The organism is Psychrobacter sp. 5A.1, from assembly GCF_030407455.1.
In the GTDB taxonomy this organism is placed as follows: domain Bacteria; phylum Pseudomonadota; class Gammaproteobacteria; order Pseudomonadales; family Moraxellaceae; genus Psychrobacter.
The window spans coordinates 1-18,128 of the sequence record NZ_JASDDJ010000065.1 but is presented as its reverse complement, the minus strand read 5'-3'; the positions used below and the strand labels follow the sequence as shown (position 1 = coordinate 18,128).

17 protein-coding genes are annotated in these 18,128 nt (G+C 43.2%); 7 read left to right on the top strand and 10 right to left on the bottom strand.

All coding sequences use genetic code 11. The features are described from left to right. Positions 1-105 precede the first annotated feature (105 nt). Entirely contained in the window at positions 106-846 is a 741-nt protein-coding gene (locus QL982_RS12250) for a gamma-glutamyl-gamma-aminobutyrate hydrolase family protein (protein ID WP_290165463.1), read from the top strand. After that, positions 821-1,573, top strand: a complete 753-nt coding sequence (locus tag QL982_RS12245) for a cupin domain-containing protein (protein ID WP_290165461.1) — start codon at positions 821-823, stop codon at positions 1,571-1,573. The genes QL982_RS12250 and QL982_RS12245 overlap by 26 nt, the downstream gene beginning before the upstream one ends. A gap of 120 nt (positions 1,574-1,693) precedes the next feature. On the opposite strand, the gene QL982_RS12240 is transcribed toward QL982_RS12245, so the two are convergent. From QL982_RS12240 to carA, 10 genes are all read right to left on the bottom strand, one after another. Continuing rightward, positions 1,694-3,025 carry a glycosyltransferase gene (locus tag QL982_RS12240; RefSeq protein WP_290165459.1) on the bottom strand — a complete coding sequence of 444 codons (1,332 nt, stop codon included), beginning with the start codon at positions 3,023-3,025 and terminating at the stop codon, positions 1,694-1,696. A gap of 150 nt (positions 3,026-3,175) precedes the next feature. Then, positions 3,176-4,048, bottom strand: coding sequence for a TIGR03915 family putative DNA repair protein (locus QL982_RS12235; RefSeq protein ID WP_290165457.1), 873 nt, complete (start codon positions 4,046-4,048; stop codon positions 3,176-3,178). Between the two features lie 77 nt (positions 4,049-4,125). Next, positions 4,126-5,394 (bottom strand): putative DNA modification/repair radical SAM protein, encoded by a 1,269-nt coding sequence (locus QL982_RS12230; RefSeq protein WP_290165455.1) that lies wholly within the window; start codon positions 5,392-5,394, stop codon positions 4,126-4,128. A 137-nt stretch (positions 5,395-5,531) separates the two neighbouring features. Further along, positions 5,532-6,146 (bottom strand): hypothetical protein, encoded by a 615-nt coding sequence (locus QL982_RS12225; RefSeq protein ID WP_290165452.1) that lies wholly within the window; start codon positions 6,144-6,146, stop codon positions 5,532-5,534. A gap of 148 nt (positions 6,147-6,294) precedes the next feature. Further along, the gene (locus QL982_RS12220; RefSeq protein ID WP_290190347.1) at positions 6,295-6,870 is read right to left on the bottom strand and encodes a hypothetical protein; all 576 of its coding nucleotides are present in this window, start codon (positions 6,868-6,870) and stop codon (positions 6,295-6,297) included. A 119-nt stretch (positions 6,871-6,989) separates the two neighbouring features. After that, positions 6,990-8,024: a hypothetical protein gene (locus tag QL982_RS12215; protein ID WP_290190346.1), complete on the bottom strand. Its 1,035-nt coding sequence runs from the start codon at positions 8,022-8,024 to the stop codon at positions 6,990-6,992. A gap of 369 nt (positions 8,025-8,393) precedes the next feature. After that, positions 8,394-8,870, bottom strand: coding sequence for a transcription elongation factor GreA (greA, locus tag QL982_RS12210; protein ID WP_290165215.1), 477 nt, complete (start codon positions 8,868-8,870; stop codon positions 8,394-8,396). 346 nt (positions 8,871-9,216) lie between these two features. Next, positions 9,217-12,486 carry a carbamoyl-phosphate synthase large subunit gene (carB, locus tag QL982_RS12205; RefSeq protein WP_290165217.1) on the bottom strand — a complete coding sequence of 1,090 codons (3,270 nt, stop codon included), beginning with the start codon at positions 12,484-12,486 and terminating at the stop codon, positions 9,217-9,219. Between the two features lie 144 nt (positions 12,487-12,630). Then, positions 12,631-13,182, bottom strand: a complete 552-nt coding sequence (locus QL982_RS12200) for a hypothetical protein (protein WP_290165219.1) — start codon at positions 13,180-13,182, stop codon at positions 12,631-12,633. After that, the gene (gene carA / locus QL982_RS12195; protein WP_290165221.1) at positions 13,179-14,411 is read right to left on the bottom strand and encodes a glutamine-hydrolyzing carbamoyl-phosphate synthase small subunit; all 1,233 of its coding nucleotides are present in this window, start codon (positions 14,409-14,411) and stop codon (positions 13,179-13,181) included. The genes QL982_RS12200 and carA overlap by 4 nt, the downstream gene beginning before the upstream one ends. A gap of 486 nt (positions 14,412-14,897) precedes the next feature. Between carA and QL982_RS12190 the strand changes: the two genes are divergently transcribed. From QL982_RS12190 to QL982_RS12170, 5 genes are all read left to right on the top strand, one after another. Next, the gene (locus QL982_RS12190; protein WP_290165223.1) at positions 14,898-15,434 is read left to right on the top strand and encodes a gamma carbonic anhydrase family protein; all 537 of its coding nucleotides are present in this window, start codon (positions 14,898-14,900) and stop codon (positions 15,432-15,434) included. A gap of 64 nt (positions 15,435-15,498) precedes the next feature. Then, positions 15,499-16,221, top strand: coding sequence for an HAD family hydrolase (locus tag QL982_RS12185; protein WP_290165225.1), 723 nt, complete (start codon positions 15,499-15,501; stop codon positions 16,219-16,221). A gap of 126 nt (positions 16,222-16,347) precedes the next feature. Next, positions 16,348-17,443 (top strand): peptide chain release factor 2 gene (gene prfB / locus QL982_RS12180; protein ID WP_290190345.1). Its coding sequence is split into 2 segments (ribosomal slippage): positions 16,348-16,419 and positions 16,421-17,443, totalling 1,095 coding nucleotides; the frame shifts between segments, so codons are not numbered across the junction. Between the two features lie 61 nt (positions 17,444-17,504). After that, positions 17,505-17,789: a pyrimidine/purine nucleoside phosphorylase gene (locus QL982_RS12175; RefSeq protein ID WP_290165227.1), complete on the top strand. Its 285-nt coding sequence runs from the start codon at positions 17,505-17,507 to the stop codon at positions 17,787-17,789. 135 nt (positions 17,790-17,924) lie between these two features. Further along, positions 17,925-18,128, top strand: a 204-nt coding sequence (locus QL982_RS12170; protein ID WP_290190344.1) for an IS630 transposase-related protein, incomplete at its 3' end; no start/stop codon positions are given.

Sequence of the window (18,128 nt, the reverse complement as noted above, 5' to 3'; positions counted from 1 at the left end):
GTTTATAGTTTACATTTTATAAGGTGTTGTGTTAAATTTTAGCTAAATAAGGGATTAGACAATATAGACAGCCTAGGTCTATTTGTTATAACGAGGGAGAATGATATGAAAAATTCCAGACCTATTATTGCTATTGTGTCTTGTCATAAGATGGTTGACGGACAGCCAGCACAGGCGGTATATCAAAAATACATCGACGCGGTAAATTTTTACGGCGGCAATCCTATACTGCTGCCAAATACGGCTGCCGATAGCGAAAACTTTGATGCATTACTCTCAATGGTAGACGGGATTTTATTGACGGGCAGCTATAGTAACGTCGCGCCCACTCGTTATGGCGCAACGCATACCGAAGCCAAACAAGATCTAGGCCGTGATGAGCTGAGCTTCAAATTATTGGCTTATGCAGACGAAAAAAACATGCCGCTATTTGCAGTTTGTCGAGGCCTGCAAGAGATGAATGTTCATTTCAATGGCACGCTGCATCCTGATTGGCGTGATGTTGATGGGTTTTATGAGCCGCATTTAGAAGACAATACCCAACCGCTTGAGGTGCAATATCAGCCCGTACATGATGTCATCATTCAACCTCAAGGTAGACTGGCAGCATTCGGTGAAAAATGGCATGTCAACTCATTGCACAAACAAGCCATCAATAAGGTAGGCGAGAGTTTATTGGTTGAGGCGTTAGCGCCTGATGGCTTGGTTGAGGCTATCAGCTTATTGCAACATCCATTTATGATTGGTGTACAATGGCATCCTGAGTTAAATTATGCGCAAGATAGCTTGTCCAAATTTCTATTCACGGAATTTATTCACCATGCCAGAGAACCACAAACCAAATAGCACGACTAAAAGTAAGGCAGAAACTGCTGCCACTATGACTGATAACCACATTGATATAGATGACGTCGATGACAAAAACGTCGCTGATATCGATATTGAAATAGACGATAGTGACGATGAATTGATGGACTCTGAGACAGCACCATCATCCGAGTCCGAAACCGATGAATCACTAAAAGAGGATATTGGCAAAAAGATTAACCAGCTGCGTCTAGCAAAAGGTTACTCGCAACGAAAACTGGCCAAAATGTCTGGGTTGACGAACACATCTATTAGCTCTATTGAACGCAATAAAGTCAGTCCAGCGGTCAATACGTTAAAGGCAATTTTGACAGTATTGGGTTCTGACCTGACCACGTTTTTTAGTGACGAGTGGAAGGAGCCAAAGGCTAGAGTGATTGTGACACCAAAAGATTTATTAGAGCTCAATGAGCCCAATAGCAGAGTGTCGTTAAAGCAGGTCTATAACTGTAGCACGACAAGAAACTTAGGGTTTTTGATTGAGACCTATCAGCCCAATAGCTCAACCGAAGAAAAAATCGCTCATGAAGGGGAGGAAATTGGTACGGTTATCGAAGGTAAGATTATTATCCGTATTGAAGAAAGCACTTATTTGTTAAATCAGGGCGACAGCTACGTGATTGATACCATTCAACCGCATACTTTTATTAACCCCACCGACAGCGTGACCCGTATTGTGAGCGCCCATACACCAACCACTTATTAAATCTAGGCTAGAATTTTTGGTATTGCATCGTGATGATTGAATAAATAAAAAGGCGACTTCCATTTTAGAAGTCGCCTTTTTTTTCGATTGAAAAATCATGTATCAAATGAAACGCTTAGCTTATGGTTCTTGGTAATCTTCAGTTGTCTTTACCGTATCTACTGTATCCGCTATTTTAGGCGTTTCTTTGGTCAGCTTTATTTTTGGATTTTTAGTAATAGGTTCGATGTTTTTGACGGCGACGCTAAGGGCAGGTTTGGACGCTTTTTTGAGGCTTTTTTGGATTCGCCGCACCGCGATAGCATCCGCTCTTGCCTGTTCTTCTGCCAGCGCTGCTACATGTAAACCTTGATACACTTCGAGCGTTTTTTCAATCATCTCACGCATGGTGAATTTGTTGGTCATTTCAGGACGAGTCACACTTTCTAGCTGGTTTCTGACCGCTTTACATAGCGCAGTGGCATTGTATTTTTTTACCAAGCCCTGCGGGTAGAGCGGCTGCAAAATCTCGCTGAAGGCGGCTTGATCCCAACCAATGACGGGTGTCCCTAAATGTATGGCTTGTAGTGCGTTGATGCCGATTGACTCGGGCTCATTGGCAAGCGCCATCACGATATTGGCCGCCGATAGCCACTCACGCATATCATTGCGCTTGCTGCCCACATAGGTGATGTGCTCAGCCAGCCCTAGGCTATTGGTGCGTTGACGAAAATCCTCATGAGCGACATCACCATCTTTATAATCTTCATCCATAATGATGACGTGAATATTTGGGAATTGTTCTTTCAGATTGCCCAAAATATCAATGAGCCATTCTTGACCATATTCATTACCAATGATGGTGGGGAACACTAGCCATTTTTTGTGCTCAAGCTCGGGGTATTCAGCAAACGTATGACGTAACCAATAGACCGAAGGGTTGTGACGATAAGGATAGCGCCGAGTGTCGATGCCGCGATAGATGCGCGTGATTATGTTGGGATCGACCTCTTCGAGGCGCAGTCCTTTTTTTAGATATTGAGTGACACTATCAGATACGGTGATTATCGTATCGACATTGAGCAGTGCTTGTGAGTACTTGTTGATGGGATAAAAACCATACATGGTCGACACGAGCTTGGGCATTCGTTTGACACGAGCACGACGCAATGCCAAATGTAGTATCCATGCAGGTGTGCGCGAGTGCACATGAATCACGTCAGGATCGTATTTTTCAATCAGACGTCGCAGCGACGCAACTTGCAGTAACGATAGCCAAGATTTTTTATTCATGTGTAGCTGATGGTATATATTGCCATCACGCTTTAGTCGCTTGACCAGATCATTGTCCTCATCGGCACTGGAGACAATGATAGAGGTATGTCCATTTTTGACCAATGCGCGACCAAGATGAAAAATACCGCGCTCGGATTCATCATGCTTTAAAGACGACAGTAAGCGCATAACTTTCATAATAGCGTTGGTCACCGGTTAATAATATCAATTTGCTATTGTCAGTTAAAAGCGATTAAAACTCAACCATCAAGATAAAAAGATGCGCTTAGATATTGGGTTTTTTGAAAGTAAATCAACACGGCCCAGATTAAAAGTTCGTAAAAGCCATTAACGTCGTTTTTGTATATGCTCAGCGTTGGGCCGTATTTGTTTTTCACTCAAATATTTCCAGTAGCGCTGCGGAAGGTATTGCTTATGCAACTTAGGGTTTTTGCGCTCTTTGATATTGACGTTGGTGAAGTATCCTTGCCAAAACTTCTGGTAACGCTGTTCGTCCTCGCTATGGATACTGGTAGGATTACGCAATACCGCATTATCAAGGTCAGTAATGGTTTGCAGTGTAGCAGGACGCGTAGGTGTGCTGGTACTCTTATCATAATAAATGCCGTAACCACGGGTCAGATCGTAGATGGCCCAGTGCTGGTCTTGATAACGCTGACGAAAGTGCTCACCAATCAGTGGTAATACATTAAAATCAGGCTCCACCCGCGCAAAATATATATCATCAGTGGTATGCTCAAAACGCACAAATGCCTCCATGCGGTGCTTTTCACGACCCACAGATTTGACCGTCTGCACCAACTCAAGGACCTCTAAATTACCCATATCTTGCATAATAGAACGGCTAGGGTAGTCGATGGCGTATTTAACTACTTGAAACAGAGTAGTACCGATATTATCCTTTTCAGATAAAAATCCCCACAGCATATTGCGCATACCTGAGCGCCCCAATAGCTTATTCAGTTTTGTGAGGACACGCTCGGCTTTGTCTTCATCAGTTGTCACGCTGGTTGCTTGAGCAATCAATGAAGGTACGTAACAATCTTGTGCTATGAGCTGTAATGCGGAATCGTGTTGTAGTTTATGCTCATAGGCATGATAGACCGCACTCAACCAACCCTCAAAACTTGGCTCATAAAGCACAATGCTAGGCGTTAATTGACCGATAGAGTAAGTTTTGTTTTGAGTAAGTGCTGACATATCTGCCCTCAGAAAACAGTTGACGTGTAGTGGCTTATTTTAAGAATCAATTTTACGAATAAACTTTATTCTTACATTTAAAATAAGGCCAGCTGCCCGCTACGCTGATCTTTAAACTTGGTCTGCGTCTGTGCCAGTACATATTGACGGAAGTTATCACGGGTTAAGTGGGCAAGATGCTCGTTTTTACCCGTCGTTGCGATGAAGTATTTGGCACGATTGACGGCCGATCCCATCTTTTTGAGATGATATAAGGTTAATTGATTAAACTTACGTGCTTTGACGATTTTTTTAGCAGTCTTGGTACCAATACCGGGTATACGAACAATCATCTCGTACGTTGCGGTTTGAATATTGACAGGAAAGTGCTCGCGATGGCGTATGGCCCAAGCCAGTTTTGGGTCACAGTCCAAATCTAAAAACGGTGAGTCTGGCTCAACGATTTCATGTGCACCAAACCCATAAAAGCGCATTAACCAATCTGCTTGATAGAGACGATTCTCTCGCACCATCGGCACAGGCGTACCAATCGCAGGTAAGCGATTATCAGATAGCATCGGTACATAACCAGAGTAGTAAACACGCTTGAGATCATAAGTTTTATAGAAATGGCTCGATAGCTGAATCACTTGCAAGTCGGTCTCATTACTGGCGCCCACTATCATTTGACTGGTTTGACCAGCTGGCGTGAATTTAGGTGCTTTTTTATGGGTTCTACGGCTCTCACGGATGGTGATAATCTCTTCTTTTACCGTTTCCATGGGTGCTTTTAATTGCTCATGCGATTTTTCTGGCGCGAGCAATGCCAATCCTGATTTGGTCGGAATCTCAATATTGACGCTTAGGCGGTCAGCGTAAAGCCCTGCTTCTAGCAACAGCTCTTTTGAGGCGCCGGGTATGGTCTTTAAGTGGATATAACCGTTAAAGCGTTCGCGGGTACGTAATATCTTAGCGACCTCGACCAGTCGCTCCATCGTATAATCACCACTTTTAAAAATACCTGAGCTGAGAAAAAGCCCTTCGATATAGTTGCGACGATAGAACTGCATGGTCAAATCAACGACTTCCTCGACGCTAAAGGCGGCACGTGGGGTGTCATTGCTTTTGCGTGACGTACAATAAGCACAATCATAAATACAATGATTGGTTAAGAGGATTTTTAACAAGCTGACGCAGCGGCCATCTTCGGTATAGCTGTGACAGATACCTGTCGCTGAGGCATCACCGAGACCGCCGCCTTGGTTCTTGCGTGTACCAGCGGAAGAGGAGCAAGAAACGTCATACTTAGCAGCGTCCGCTAAGATGTTGAGTTTGCCCTGTAGTCGTTCATAATTGATGGTTGCCATAAGCGGTATTTACCAATGCATTAATGAAAGACTATTTTAACAAAATTAGCGTTAAGTCATTGTAATTATAGCCAAAATTAAGAAGGTAAACGACAACGGTTGTCGCCTGTGATTATCAATTTCATGTGTTTTTAGGGTTAACGAAAAGTACAAGGATTAGGCAAAGTTTGAACCACTTCTTCTGAGAAGTATTCTTTGACAATAAGACGTCCTTTTTTATCAAACTCAACATTGTACTTGGGGTAAGCCGCAAAAGCATCAGGATCATAGGTGAAAGGTAAAGCAATTTCTTTATCTGAAAAAAATCGGCTAGCCGTCCATAACTGTTTGTCGTGGTTATATGCAACGCTACATTGACTATTTAGATCAAAGTTGAAATAACGACCAAAGTACTGCTCTTTATCGCCACGCCCAAATAACATATTGGCACCGCATGGATTGCCACAGCCAACGTAAACATGATAAGTATCTTTATCGATTTTTTTAAGCGAGGTATGATTCCAGCCGTAGTTACCGATTCCGTCCATAAGCAGAGTTTCTTTTACTTGACCGCCTTCCAAGGTTTCGCTTTTAAGAACATAACCATCATCACAATATCCATGATCTTCTTTACTCATATACGCAGTACAAATTTTCGACATATAAAAGCGATCGTCAAATTCTGCTTCGGCAGATTTAGCCCAAGATGTAGCGCTTAAAATACAGCCGAAAATAATCAAAGCCAATGAAGAGAGAGAGGTGAAGTTGTACATGCTGGTAATAACCGAATATTTGTTTTGAATTAAAGGCACTATAGCAAAAGGTTGGTTTTTAAGAAATGATAAAGGTGAGAGCAAGTATTACGAATAGTAGGCTGAGTGAGCGTGACAATGTACCTACGGTATATAAGCCAGTTATGGTTTATACAAAAAATTGTTCGGCCAATAATCCAAGCACCAAGCTACCTACAATACCCAAAATACCAAGCAATAGAAGGGGGATAGCCAGTATCGTTCGTATCTGTGATTGGCTCTCTTTAACCTCGATAGAATAGAGGCTTAAATCAATATCTGCTAAAGGTATAGCATGACCCATAGTTGCTTGCAGTCTTGAGGTGCTTGACCCTGATACTAGCTTTAATTCGTAATGGCCAGCTTCCGCCCGAAAGGTGAAAAGCTCCATTCTGCCAGTGGCAAAATTATTTGAGCGTGGAGACAGTATTGAGGGATTAAGCTTAATCTCTTTGCCAGTAGCTGTACTTGAGATATGAGGTCGGAACTGAGCCAGTGGCGTTTTTTTAAACACAGGGCCTTTGTGCCAAATGGCATAAATACCAGATTTCGAGACAGTGAAATTACCCACGTTATCATGGTAGGGCAGTGCTAATAATACGTCACCATTGAATGCATTTCTCAGCAGTTTTATCGCTTTGAATACCGTGAATATGCCTACAGGAATAATGAGGAATAGGAGTATTTTAATGGACAGTATGCTCATCATTTATCTTCCTCAATGATTGAAAACTTGGCAATTTAAAAAAAGGTCTTGCTGACTAGAGAATTAGCCAGCAAGACCTCATGAAATTTATTAAACAACCATACTCTACAATCTAGTTTTTATTGAACCTTAGCGCGTATCACCACAGTTTCTACTGCATTGGCATCAAGGTTAATCAAGTTCCATTTCAGACCAGAGTAGTTCGCTTGAGTGGCTATGCTATTACTCATTGGCTGAATGGTTTGATAGCTGTTGCCGTCCGTGGTGGCAAGCGTGGGTAACAGACTGTTCAGTGATACCAATTGAATGCCACTTGGTAATGACACCATCGCATTGATGCCAGTCACTGGCTGCGCGGTGATATTGGTATAAGTCGTATGATACTCAATGACATCACCTTGAGCGATATGATTGGCAGGTACTGCCATCTCACGCCCTTCTTTATTTTTTAATATCTTCATGACTTTGGTTTGTGCGGTGATAATATCAGGCGTGCTAAAGGTTGGCGTCAGTTGCAAGGCTGTTAGAGACGTTGCCGTGGCTTTCTGATCGACGAAGGTTGGGAGAATAACGGATTGATTAATCATGGATTGGCTAAGCACGGACTGATTAACCACCGATTGATTAACCACCGATTGATTAACCACCGATGAGCTAGTCATTACTTGAATGGTTTCTGGCGCTGATGCTTTCAGCTCTGGCAATTGAGTGGCTGGCGCGACAGGCAGTACTTGTCTTATGTTGCTGAGTGGTGTAGTGATAACATCAACTTTGGTGACTGTATTGGTCGCTTGATCCGTCACAGGCACGCTAGTGATAGTGGTGTTGCCTTGAACCACAGGGTTATTGCCACCTTGGCGAACCACATAGCGAGGCACAGTCGTCACTTTAGTCACCGCATAAGGCATACCGTCTTGCATAGTGATACCGTTCGGCGTCGCAGTGATAGTGGCTGTGTTGCCGTCAGAGTGTTGCTCGACCACAGTGGCGCTACTGTCAGCAGATGAGTTGATGACAATCTCATGCGTAGCATGGGCTGAGGATACGGCAAGTAAGCTGCCTGCGATAATCGAAGCGATAGCAGTGACCATTGATGTTTTTTGAACCGCAATTTTTTTGGTGATAAGCATCGATGTTGTAAAATCCATATTCATAAAAAATTCCTTTAAAGTAATAATAAATGAAGCAATATTAGGGCGTGTCATCAATTAGATTGTGAGGCTTAAAATGAGAAAAATTATAGATAAACAAGGAAGAAATTGCCGTCAATATGAACATATTGGCAAAATTGCTGACGATGTTTAGCAAAATTTAGCCATTTTAAGGCCACTAAATTTATTAATGTGCTAATTGATGACACGCCCTAGATAACACTCAAACAAAAAACCCTCGTTATTTGACACTATAGCGCATGTCAAATAACGAGGGTATCAGTATTTGTAATAGCCAAGGTCAATCATTCAGCCGTTTTAAGACCACTAACTATATCAATTAGATTGTGAGGCTCAAAATGAAGACACGCCCTAGTCGTATATGACTTTCATGACTTCGTATTCAACCACGCCTTTTGGTGTTTCGATGCGTACTTCGTCGCCTTCGAACTTACCAATCAGACCACGAGCGATCGGTGAGTTGACTGAGATTTTACCCGCTTTGAAATCAGCCTCATCATCACCGACGATTTTGTACTGTTTTTCTTCCTCAGTGTCCATGTTTTCGATCACGACACTGACGCCAAACACGATACGGCCTTCTTTTGGCAAAGTGGCAGGATCGATGACTTGCGCGCCACCAAGTTTGGCTTCGATATCACGAATACGTGCTTCACAAAATCCTTGTTGCTCACGAGCAGCATGGTATTCAGCGTTTTCTTTCAAATCGCCGTGTTCGCGTGCCTCAGCAATAGAAGCCGTGATGCGTGGACGATCGATACTTTTTAACTGTTTTAATTCGGCTTCTAGAGCCGCATGTCCTTGCGGAGTCATTGGGTAACGTTGCATGTTTTTTCCTTAAACCAATAACACCACACCACCTCATGATGAGATGGTGTCAGTGTTGTTGCAATGGGTATGAAATATAAAAAAGAGTGACGTTCAGACTGCGTAACAAGCAAACAGGTGGTCACGTATGAGTGTATTTGTCCTCAATTACTACACACTTAACCTTACGTAATAAAAAGCATAGTCGCAGTTTAGCCACTATGCTTTTTGGGTCTATCTTTTCAAGGTATGGTTGTGTTAAAGCACTACTGTCATACGAAAACCAATCACAAATTCTGCATAAGCTTTTACGTAAGTTTGACTGTTATGCTTAATCTACTGAAATTATTCAGCCAAGTCAATAGAGCTAAGCAATAGTCTTTGCTTGCTCATGTAAATCTTGTAGCTTATACACTTCAAACGGCAAGTCAATCGCATAAGATTTGCAGATGGCATCAGCGGCACCTAATGTGGTGACATAAAATACTTTGCCTTGTAGCGCACTGCGGCGGATAGAGAACGAATCCTCTTGAGCCTGTTTGCCTTCAGTGGTATTGATGATAAGGTCAATATTGCCATTTTTCAAGGCGTCAACGATATGAGGGCGACCTTCGGTGACTTTATTGATTTGCTTACATTCGATACCAGCATCGCTCAATATTTTTTGCGTGCCAGTGGTTGAGACAATCTTAAAGCCAAACGCTACAAGCTGACGAGCGATAGGAGTGATTTGCGCTTTGTCACTATCACGTACTGAGATAAAGACGGTTTTGGTCTCGCCTTCGATTGGTAGACCTGGTAGACGTTCGTTACTACCGATGATGGCTTTATAGAACGCTTCACCAAAGGTTTTGCCCACGCCCATGACTTCGCCCGTTGATTTCATCTCAGGGCTCAAGATTGGGTCAACACCTGGGAACTTAGCAAATGGGAATACCGCTTCTTTGACCGCAAAAAATGCTGGAACGATTTCAGTGGTAAAGCCTTGGTCTTTTAATGATGTGCCAGCCATACAGCGAGCCGCAACCTGTGCTAATGAAGTACCGATACACTTAGAAACAAACGGTACCGTACGTGCGGCACGTGGGTTCACTTCCAGAATATATACGGTTTCACCTTTTACAGCGAACTGTACGTTCATCAGACCGATCACGCCAAGCTCTTTTGCCATAGCGACCGTTTGCGCGCGCATCACATCACATAGCTCTTTAGATAGTGAGTAAGGCGGTAGTGAGCATGCTGAGTCACCTGAGTGGACGCCAGCTTGTTCGATATGCTGCATGATACCGCCGATGACGACATCAGTGCCATCGCAGACGCAGTCAACATCGACTTCGATAGCATCATCTAAGAAGCGATCTAGCAATACAGGTGCTTCGTTTGATGCTTGTACCGCGGTGCGCAGGTAATGTCTTAGCTCGTCTTCGTTATAGACGATTTCCATCGCGCGGCCACCGAGCACATAAGAGGGACGTACGACCAATGGATAGCCCACGTCTTTAGCTTTAACCACGCCGTCTTCTAAGCTGGTTGCTAGTGCGTTCGATGGTTGTACTAGGTTTAGCTGCTGAATCATGTGCTGGAAGCGCTCACGGTCTTCGGCACGGTCGATTGCATCAGGGCTAGTACCGATAATTTTCACGCCTGCTGACTCTAGCGCACGAGCCAGTTTCAATGGCGTTTGACCACCGAACTGTACGATAACACCATCAGGATTTTCGATACGGACAATCTCTAGCACGTCCTCTAATGTGATAGGCTCAAAGTATAGACGGTCTGAGGTGTCATAATCGGTTGAAACCGTTTCTGGATTACAGTTGACCATGATGGTCTCGTAGCCGTCTTCACGCATGGCAAGCGCGGCGTGAACACAACAGTAATCAAACTCGATACCTTGACCGATACGGTTAGGACCGCCACCGATGACCATGATTTTCTTGTTGTTGGTTGGGTTGGCTTCACACTCGCTGTCATACGTTGAGTACATATAAGCGGTACTGGTGGCAAACTCTGCTGCACAGGTATCCACACGCTTATAGACTGGATAGACGTTTAGATCCCAACGTTTCGTGCGTAGTTGCTTTTGTGAGACACCAAGTAATTTGGCCAAACGCAAATCTGACAAGCCTTTACGTTTAAAGCGACGTAGGTTGTCTTCAGTTAAACCGCCAAAACCCAAGTCTTTAACTTGTGCTTCAGCTTTCACGATGTCTTCGATCTGTACCAAGAACCATGGATCGATTTTAGTGAAGTTAAATACTTCATCGACACTCATCCCGATACGGAAAGCATCCGCAATATAATAAATGCGTTCAGGCGTTGGAATGGTTAGGCGATTAACGATCTCGCTACGAGCCTTTTCAGCGCTAAGATTACCGTCTTTGATAGCGGCAAAGTCAATCTGCTCATCAAAACCATCATTGCCAGTTTCCATGCCGCGCAGTGCTTTTTGCATCGACTCTTGGAAGTTACGACCAATCGCCATGACTTCACCAACTGATTTCATCTGCGTTGATAAAACACTATCAGCTTGAGCGAATTTTTCAAAGTTGAAACGAGGTATCTTGGTCACAACATAATCAAGCGCAGGCTCAAAGCTCGCTGGCGTTTTGCCGCCAGTGATGTCATTTTGCAATTCATCTAGCGTATAACCAATGGCCAGTTTTGCCGCGATTTTAGCAATCGGGAAACCAGTGGCTTTTGATGCCAATGCTGATGAACGTGATACGCGTGGGTTCATCTCGATGACGACCATGCGACCTGTATCAGGGTTGATACCGAACTGTACGTTTGAGCCGCCCGTTTCCACACCGATCTCACGCAGTACTGCCAATGAAGCATTACGCATGATTTGGTATTCTTTGTCGGTCAAGGTCTGTGCTGGCGCGACGGTGATTGAGTCGCCTGTGTGCACGCCCATGGGATCAAAGTTTTCGATGGCACAGATGATGATGCAGTTGTCGTTTTTGTCACGAACCACTTCCATCTCGTACTCTTTCCAACCGATTAATGACTCATCGATAAGCAATTGATGGTTTGGAGACAAGTCAAAACCGCGCTCACAGATTTCAATGAATTCATCACGGTTATAGGCAATACCGCCACCTGAACCGCCCATCGTGAATGATGGACGAATGATACATGGGTAGCCCATTTTTTCTTGGGTAGCAAACGCTTCTTCCATGGTTTCAGCAGTTTCAGCACGTGGACACTCAAGACCGATACGCTTCATGGCTTTATCAAACAAGTTGCGATCTTCTGCCATTTCGATTGAATCTTTGGTTGCGCCAATCAACTCACAATTATACTTGGTCAACACGCCATGTTTGTCTAGATCTAATGCACAGTTTAGAGCGGTCTGTCCGCCCATCGTTGGTAAGATTACATCTGGACGCTCTTTGGCAATGATTTGTTCAACAGTCTGCCAAGTAATCGGCTCGATGTAGGTCGCGTCAGCCATGACAGGGTCAGTCATGATGGTCGCAGGGTTTGAATTGACCAAGATGACGCGGTAACCCTCTTCTTTTAGTGCTTTACACGCCTGTGCGCCTGAATAGTCAAACTCACATGCTTGGCCGATGACGATAGGGCCTGCGCCAATGATAAGAATGCTTTTTATGTCGGTACGTTTTGGCATAATATTTTTAAGTCCTATTTTGGCGGGTTGGGATTTTAAGATGTTTTATATTATTAGCAAAAGTTAAAAATAATAGAAAAATTCGGGCTTAATGATCGTGGATGCCATTAGAAGTATGTTTTATCTAAGAAAATAGCATCTGTTTCACTTAACGTTAATTTTTTCAAAAGCCCTATCTAAACAAGTTAAGAACTCTTTAAATTCATCCAATGAGTATGAATAGTTAGACAATCCGATTTCTAATACATGTTTAAGGACGTCAGAAGACTGTTCTAGGGATAACTCAGCGTTTTTAGCTAAAAGCTCAGCAAACTCTCCTAGTTCACTAATAGTAAAGCCGTATTCATACCTTGCTATTTCTATATCCTCCAACATTATTTTAATAATGTCTGAGTCCAGAGTGCTGTCATGTATTCCTGGAATATCAGAAACAATATCTTTTAATAAATCAAATGGAAGGTTTATATTAAAATCATCTAAAAGACTGAATGCAAAGTACCAACGTTGTTTAGCAGATAGCTTTAATAGTTTTCGTAAGTATTGAGTCTGAAAGTCTTCTAGAAAAATGTTCCATGATTTCTTAAATTTCTGCTTGTTCTCATCACTCATTTTTTTAGAAAACGCTTTATGATCTGATAAAGCATTTTCTAATTTGGTATCATTTTTCTCACTTAAAAAACTAGAGAAAAAGTTCACGATTTCGCCTTTTCCATCATATCCGCAAACTTATCAAACAATGGCGCACAGTCATGTGGACCAGGGCTGGCTTCTGGGTGACCTTGGAAGCTAAAGACTGGCTTATCGGTCAGTTCGATACCTTGGTTGGTACCATCGAATAATGAACGATGGGTAGATTTAACGTTGTCAGGTAGGGTGTCTTCATCAACCGCAAAACCATGGTTCTGACTGGTAATCATCACCGTGCCAGTCGCTAAATCCTGTACTGGATGGTTGGCACCATGATGGCCTGTTTTCATTTTGATAGTATTTGCACCGCTGGCAAGACCAATCAGCTGATGACCTAAGCAGATGCCAAACGTTGGCACGTCAGTTTGCTCAATGATGTGACGTACCGCATCGATTGCGTAATCACAAGCTGCAGGATCACCAGGGCCGTTTGATAAGAAGATGCCATCTGGGTTCATCGCTAGCACGTCAGCGATAGGGGTCTGTGCTGGGACGACCGTTACGTGACAGCCACGGTCGACGAGCATGCGTAGGATGTTGGTCTTGCTACCAAAGTCATAAGCGACGACGTTGTATTTAGTATCGATGTGAGTGCCGAGTTGCTTAAAGAAGCCGCCAGTACCGCTATCATGACTACCAGGGATATCACGGTTGAGTAAGGTGTCTGACAAATCCCACGTACCTGCTGTCCATTCGAAATTTTCTTTGGTACAGCATTCTTTTGCCAAGTCCATGCCTTTTAGGCCTGCAAACCCTTGGGCTAGCTCAATCGCTTTTTGTTCATCAGCAGCGCTGATCGTCTCGCCGTTAGAGGCGGTCATGATACAGCCATTTTGAGCGCCTTTATCACGTAATAGACGAGTCAATTGACGGGTGTCAATCTCAGCGATAGCGACTGTTTCGTTACGTTGTAAATAGTCGCTGAGTGATTCTGTGTTACGGAAGTTAGAGGTCGCCATGGTCGCATCACGGATGATAAGGCCGTCTGCCCATACTTTGTGACCGTTGCCAGATTCTGTATCCTCGCTATTGGTGCCTGTATTACCGATATGAGGGTAAGTCAAAGTCACCAGCTGGCGGGCATAACTTGGATCGGTTAGGATTTCTTGATACCCTGTCATGGCTGTGTTAAATACCACTTCACCAATACGATGACCTAGGCTGCCGATACTGACACCGCGAAAGATTGTACCGTCTGCTAGTGCCAAAATTGCTTGTATTTCTGCCGATGAATTCAAGGATTGCCTCCGCTGTTATTGGTGAGTGCCATCATGTTTTGTTGGTCTAAAATTGCTCCGTATCCTTTTATTTACGGCATTTGACTGCTGTCATATAAAGGTAGTAAAAGGGCGATACACAAAAATTTTCCACAAAAAAGCGAGAAGACATTATTGATGAAAACTACAAAACCCACTAGATAGTGAATAGGTAACTTGCATCATGTCCGCTCGCTTAAGCACAGATTTTGCGTATTATATACAAAATAGACGGTTATAGCCAGCCGATTTCTCGGATTAATAGTCATTATATAGGTTATAACAATAGATCAGTAAATAGCAGATCAGTAAATAGCCTAAGTAATCATAAATTACTGCTTCTTTTATCAGATTAGAAATCAAGCGTATATTAATAGCGCTGGATTTTCGCAGTTGGCTTTGCCACAATGGACAGCACAGCGATAAACCCAATTTTTATAACTATAATGAAGATGACAAGGAATCGTTATGATTTATCAATATTTAGACAAAACCCCTAAGTTTGCAGTGCCATTCAACGGTTGGGTGGCAGACTCAGCACAAGTGATCGGTGATGTATATTTAGGGCATAAAGCCAGTGTGTGGTTTGGTGCAGTGATACGCGGCGACGTTGGTCACATTCATATTGGTGATTATAGCAATGTGCAAGAAAACAGCGTTATTCATACTGATTTAGGCATCGAAGCCAACATTGGCGATTATGTCACTGTTGGTCATCTAGCCATGCTACATGGTTGCGATATTGGTGATAACAGTTTGATTGGCATTGGTGCTGTGATACTTAATAATGCCAAAATCGGCAAAAACTGTCTCATTGGGGCCAAAGCCTTGATTACTGAAGGTCAGATTATTCCAGACAATTCACTGGTGATGGGCGCGCCTGCAAAAGTCGTCAAGACGCTGACCGATGAGCAAGCCGCCATGCTAAAAATGTCAGCACACCACTATGCTGAACTCTGTGAGACTTATAAGGAAGGTCTGACTGAAATAGCGATGCCAGATTAAATGAGTATCGTGTGGTCAATCGCCATTTTAACCAATAACAGTGAATCAACAATAGCTAGGTAATATGAGTGACTATAAAATGAATAAAGCATTTACTGATACACAAGGCAACGTACGTACATTGGCGTTATTTGATTTAGACCATACGTTAATCGATGTCGATAGTGATTATCTCTGGGGTGAGTATATCGTGAAGCATGACCTTGTCGATGAGGCGCAGTACCGCACGGCCAACCAGAAATTTTATAACGACTATATAGAAGGTACGCTCGATGCCACAGAGTATAATGAATTTGTCGCGCAGTTTTTGAGTAGTCTACCGCTCGATAGACTTGATGAACTAAGAGAAGACTATATCAAAAGCGAAATCGAGCCACATATCCGTCCAAAAGCGATGGAAGTGTTGTGTCAGCACATTGAGCAAGGGCACGATGTGGTGATTATTTCTGCGACCAATGATTTCGTGGTATCCGCCATTGCCAAACGCTTTGGCATCGTAGAAGCCAATGTATTGGCAACGCCGTTAGAGATCAAAGATGAGCGCTATACAGGTAAGCTGGCTGATAAGCCAAACTTTCAAGCGGGCAAAATATACCATTTAGATAAATGGCTGAGTAAGCAACAAGTCGCTGGCATCACGTTTGAAAAAACGTATGCGTATTCAGATTCTAAAAACGATATTCCGTTGCTCGAATGGGCGGATGTGGCAATCTGTGTGTCGCCCGACGATGCACTGCATGCGCACGCTTTAGCGCATCGCTGGGCAGTAGAGGATTGGAGTATTTAGGTTGCTTAAGCCAAAATAGTCATCACATTAACAATAGTGATAATTAGCGAACCATTTAGCCTCAATCTCATTTAAAATAGCGCCACATTCGTTATTTATTTTTATTAGAAATATACAGGAACATTTATGGAAATCAATCCGTATCAAGAACAGATTAAAGATTTATCAGAGCGTGGGCAGGACTTGCGGAGGTATCTTTGACTTCGATGGTAAGCAAGAGCGCTTAGAAGAAGTCAATTTAGAGTTAGAAAACCCCGAGCTATGGAACGATCCAGAGCGCGCAACTAAAATTAACAAAGAAAAAAGCCATCTTGATGGCGTCATCGATGTGGTAGTGTCACTTGAAACTACGCTAGAAGATGCGTCTGCCATGCTAGAGCTGGCGGTAGAAGAAGACGATGAATCACTGCTCGCTGATGTGCAGACTGAATTGGATAATGCTGAAAAACGTGTGGCTGACTTAGAGTTTCGCCGGATGTTCAGTGGTGAGATGGATCCAAACAACTGCTACTTGGATATCCAATCAGGTAGTGGTGGTACAGAAGCACAGGATTGGGCTGAGATACTGCTGCGTATGTATACACGCTGGGCAGAGGCGCATAATTTCAAAGTTGACGTGATTGAAGTGTCATCTGGTAGCGTCGCGGGTATTAAGTCAGCTACGATTGAGATTAAGGGCGATTATGCCTTTGGCTGGTTGCGTACCGAGATTGGTGTCCACCGTTTGGTACGTAAATCACCATTTGATAGTAATAATGGTCGTCATACGTCGTTTGCTGCGGTGTTTGTCTCACCTGAAATCGATGACAATGTCGAGATTGATATCAATCCAGCGGACTTGCGTATCGATACCTATCGCTCATCTGGCGCGGGTGGTCAGCATGTGAACACGACAGATTCTGCGGTACGTATTACCCATGAGCCAAGCGGTGTGGTCGTCACTTGTCAGAATGAGCGTAGTCAACATGGTAACAAAGCCACTGCGATGAAAATGCTACGTGCTAAGCTGTATGAGCTGGAAATGCAAAAGCGCATGGAATCACAGCAAGCAGTTGAAGACGGTAAGTCTGACGTCGGCTGGGGCAGTCAAATTCGCTCATACGTACTTGATGATTCACGTATCAAAGACTTGCGTACTGGCGTTGAGACCTTTAACACTGGGGCGGTGCTAGATGGTGACCTTGATCAGTTTATTGAAGCGAGTTTAAAAGCTGGACTGTAAAAGGCCGTTTTAAATAAGAAGCCGTTTTAAACTAGCAACTAATATTTAATTAAGGAAAATTATGCCAAGCGTTAATAATTATTTTGATGATAAAGTGACTTCTATCGCCTTTCAGACAGCGACTAAGCCTGCGACTGTCGGCGTCATGGAAATTGGCGAGTATGAGTTTGGTACTAGCGAGTTTGAAATTATGAGTGTGGTAAGTGGCGCGTTGACCGTTAAGCTGCCAGAAAGTGACGAGTGGCAGAATTTTAAAGCTGGCGAGCAATTTACGGTTGAGGCCAATCAAAAGTTCCAAGTAAAAGTGGATGTAGAAACAGCCTATTTATGCGTTTACGGTAAATAATGTCTAAGCTGCTTTAATCTAAAGCCGTATTGATAAGAAAACGCTAAGTGTTTAACACTTGGCGTTTTTTATTTGCTCATTCATTATAAACTATCAGGTATAGTAAAAGCAAAATAGAACAAGTACACTAATCAAATGGCATACTCAAAAGATTACAGACAAATGATACTAAGCAAGCTTGAGGAAGGTGATAGCTTTCGAGAACTTGCAGCAGAATATCAACTTAGCCCAGCGACTATACAACGTTGGAAGAAAAACCCTGAGCGCAAGCAACGTGTTTTTCGTCCCTTAAAAATTGACAACCAAAAACTTATAGAAGATGTGGCTACCTATCCTGAC

What these genes read in the sequence shown, in the direction of transcription:
- QL982_RS12240 (WP_290165459.1), bottom strand. Translation starts at nt 3,025, where the DNA reads ATGAAAGTTATGCGCTTACTGTCGTCTTTAAAGCATGATGAATCCGAG.
- QL982_RS12175 (WP_290165227.1), top strand. Translation starts at nt 17,505, where the DNA reads ATGCCAAGCGTTAATAATTATTTTGATGATAAAGTGACTTCTATCGCC.
- QL982_RS12235 (WP_290165457.1), bottom strand. Translation starts at nt 4,048, where the DNA reads ATGTCAGCACTTACTCAAAACAAAACTTACTCTATCGGTCAATTAACG.
- QL982_RS12225 (WP_290165452.1), bottom strand. Translation starts at nt 6,146, where the DNA reads ATGTACAACTTCACCTCTCTCTCTTCATTGGCTTTGATTATTTTCGGC.
- QL982_RS12230 (WP_290165455.1), bottom strand. Translation starts at nt 5,394, where the DNA reads ATGGCAACCATCAATTATGAACGACTACAGGGCAAACTCAACATCTTA.
- QL982_RS12215 (WP_290190346.1), bottom strand. Translation starts at nt 8,024, where the DNA reads ATGAATATGGATTTTACAACATCGATGCTTATCACCAAAAAAATTGCG.
- QL982_RS12220 (WP_290190347.1), bottom strand. Translation starts at nt 6,870, where the DNA reads ATGAGCATACTGTCCATTAAAATACTCCTATTCCTCATTATTCCTGTA.
- QL982_RS12185 (WP_290165225.1), top strand. Translation starts at nt 15,499, where the DNA reads ATGAGTGACTATAAAATGAATAAAGCATTTACTGATACACAAGGCAAC.
- greA (WP_290165215.1), bottom strand. Translation starts at nt 8,870, where the DNA reads ATGCAACGTTACCCAATGACTCCGCAAGGACATGCGGCTCTAGAAGCC.
- QL982_RS12250 (WP_290165463.1), top strand. Translation starts at nt 106, where the DNA reads ATGAAAAATTCCAGACCTATTATTGCTATTGTGTCTTGTCATAAGATG.
- carB (WP_290165217.1), bottom strand. Translation starts at nt 12,486, where the DNA reads ATGCCAAAACGTACCGACATAAAAAGCATTCTTATCATTGGCGCAGGC.
- QL982_RS12245 (WP_290165461.1), top strand. Translation starts at nt 821, where the DNA reads ATGCCAGAGAACCACAAACCAAATAGCACGACTAAAAGTAAGGCAGAA.
- QL982_RS12190 (WP_290165223.1), top strand. Translation starts at nt 14,898, where the DNA reads ATGATTTATCAATATTTAGACAAAACCCCTAAGTTTGCAGTGCCATTC.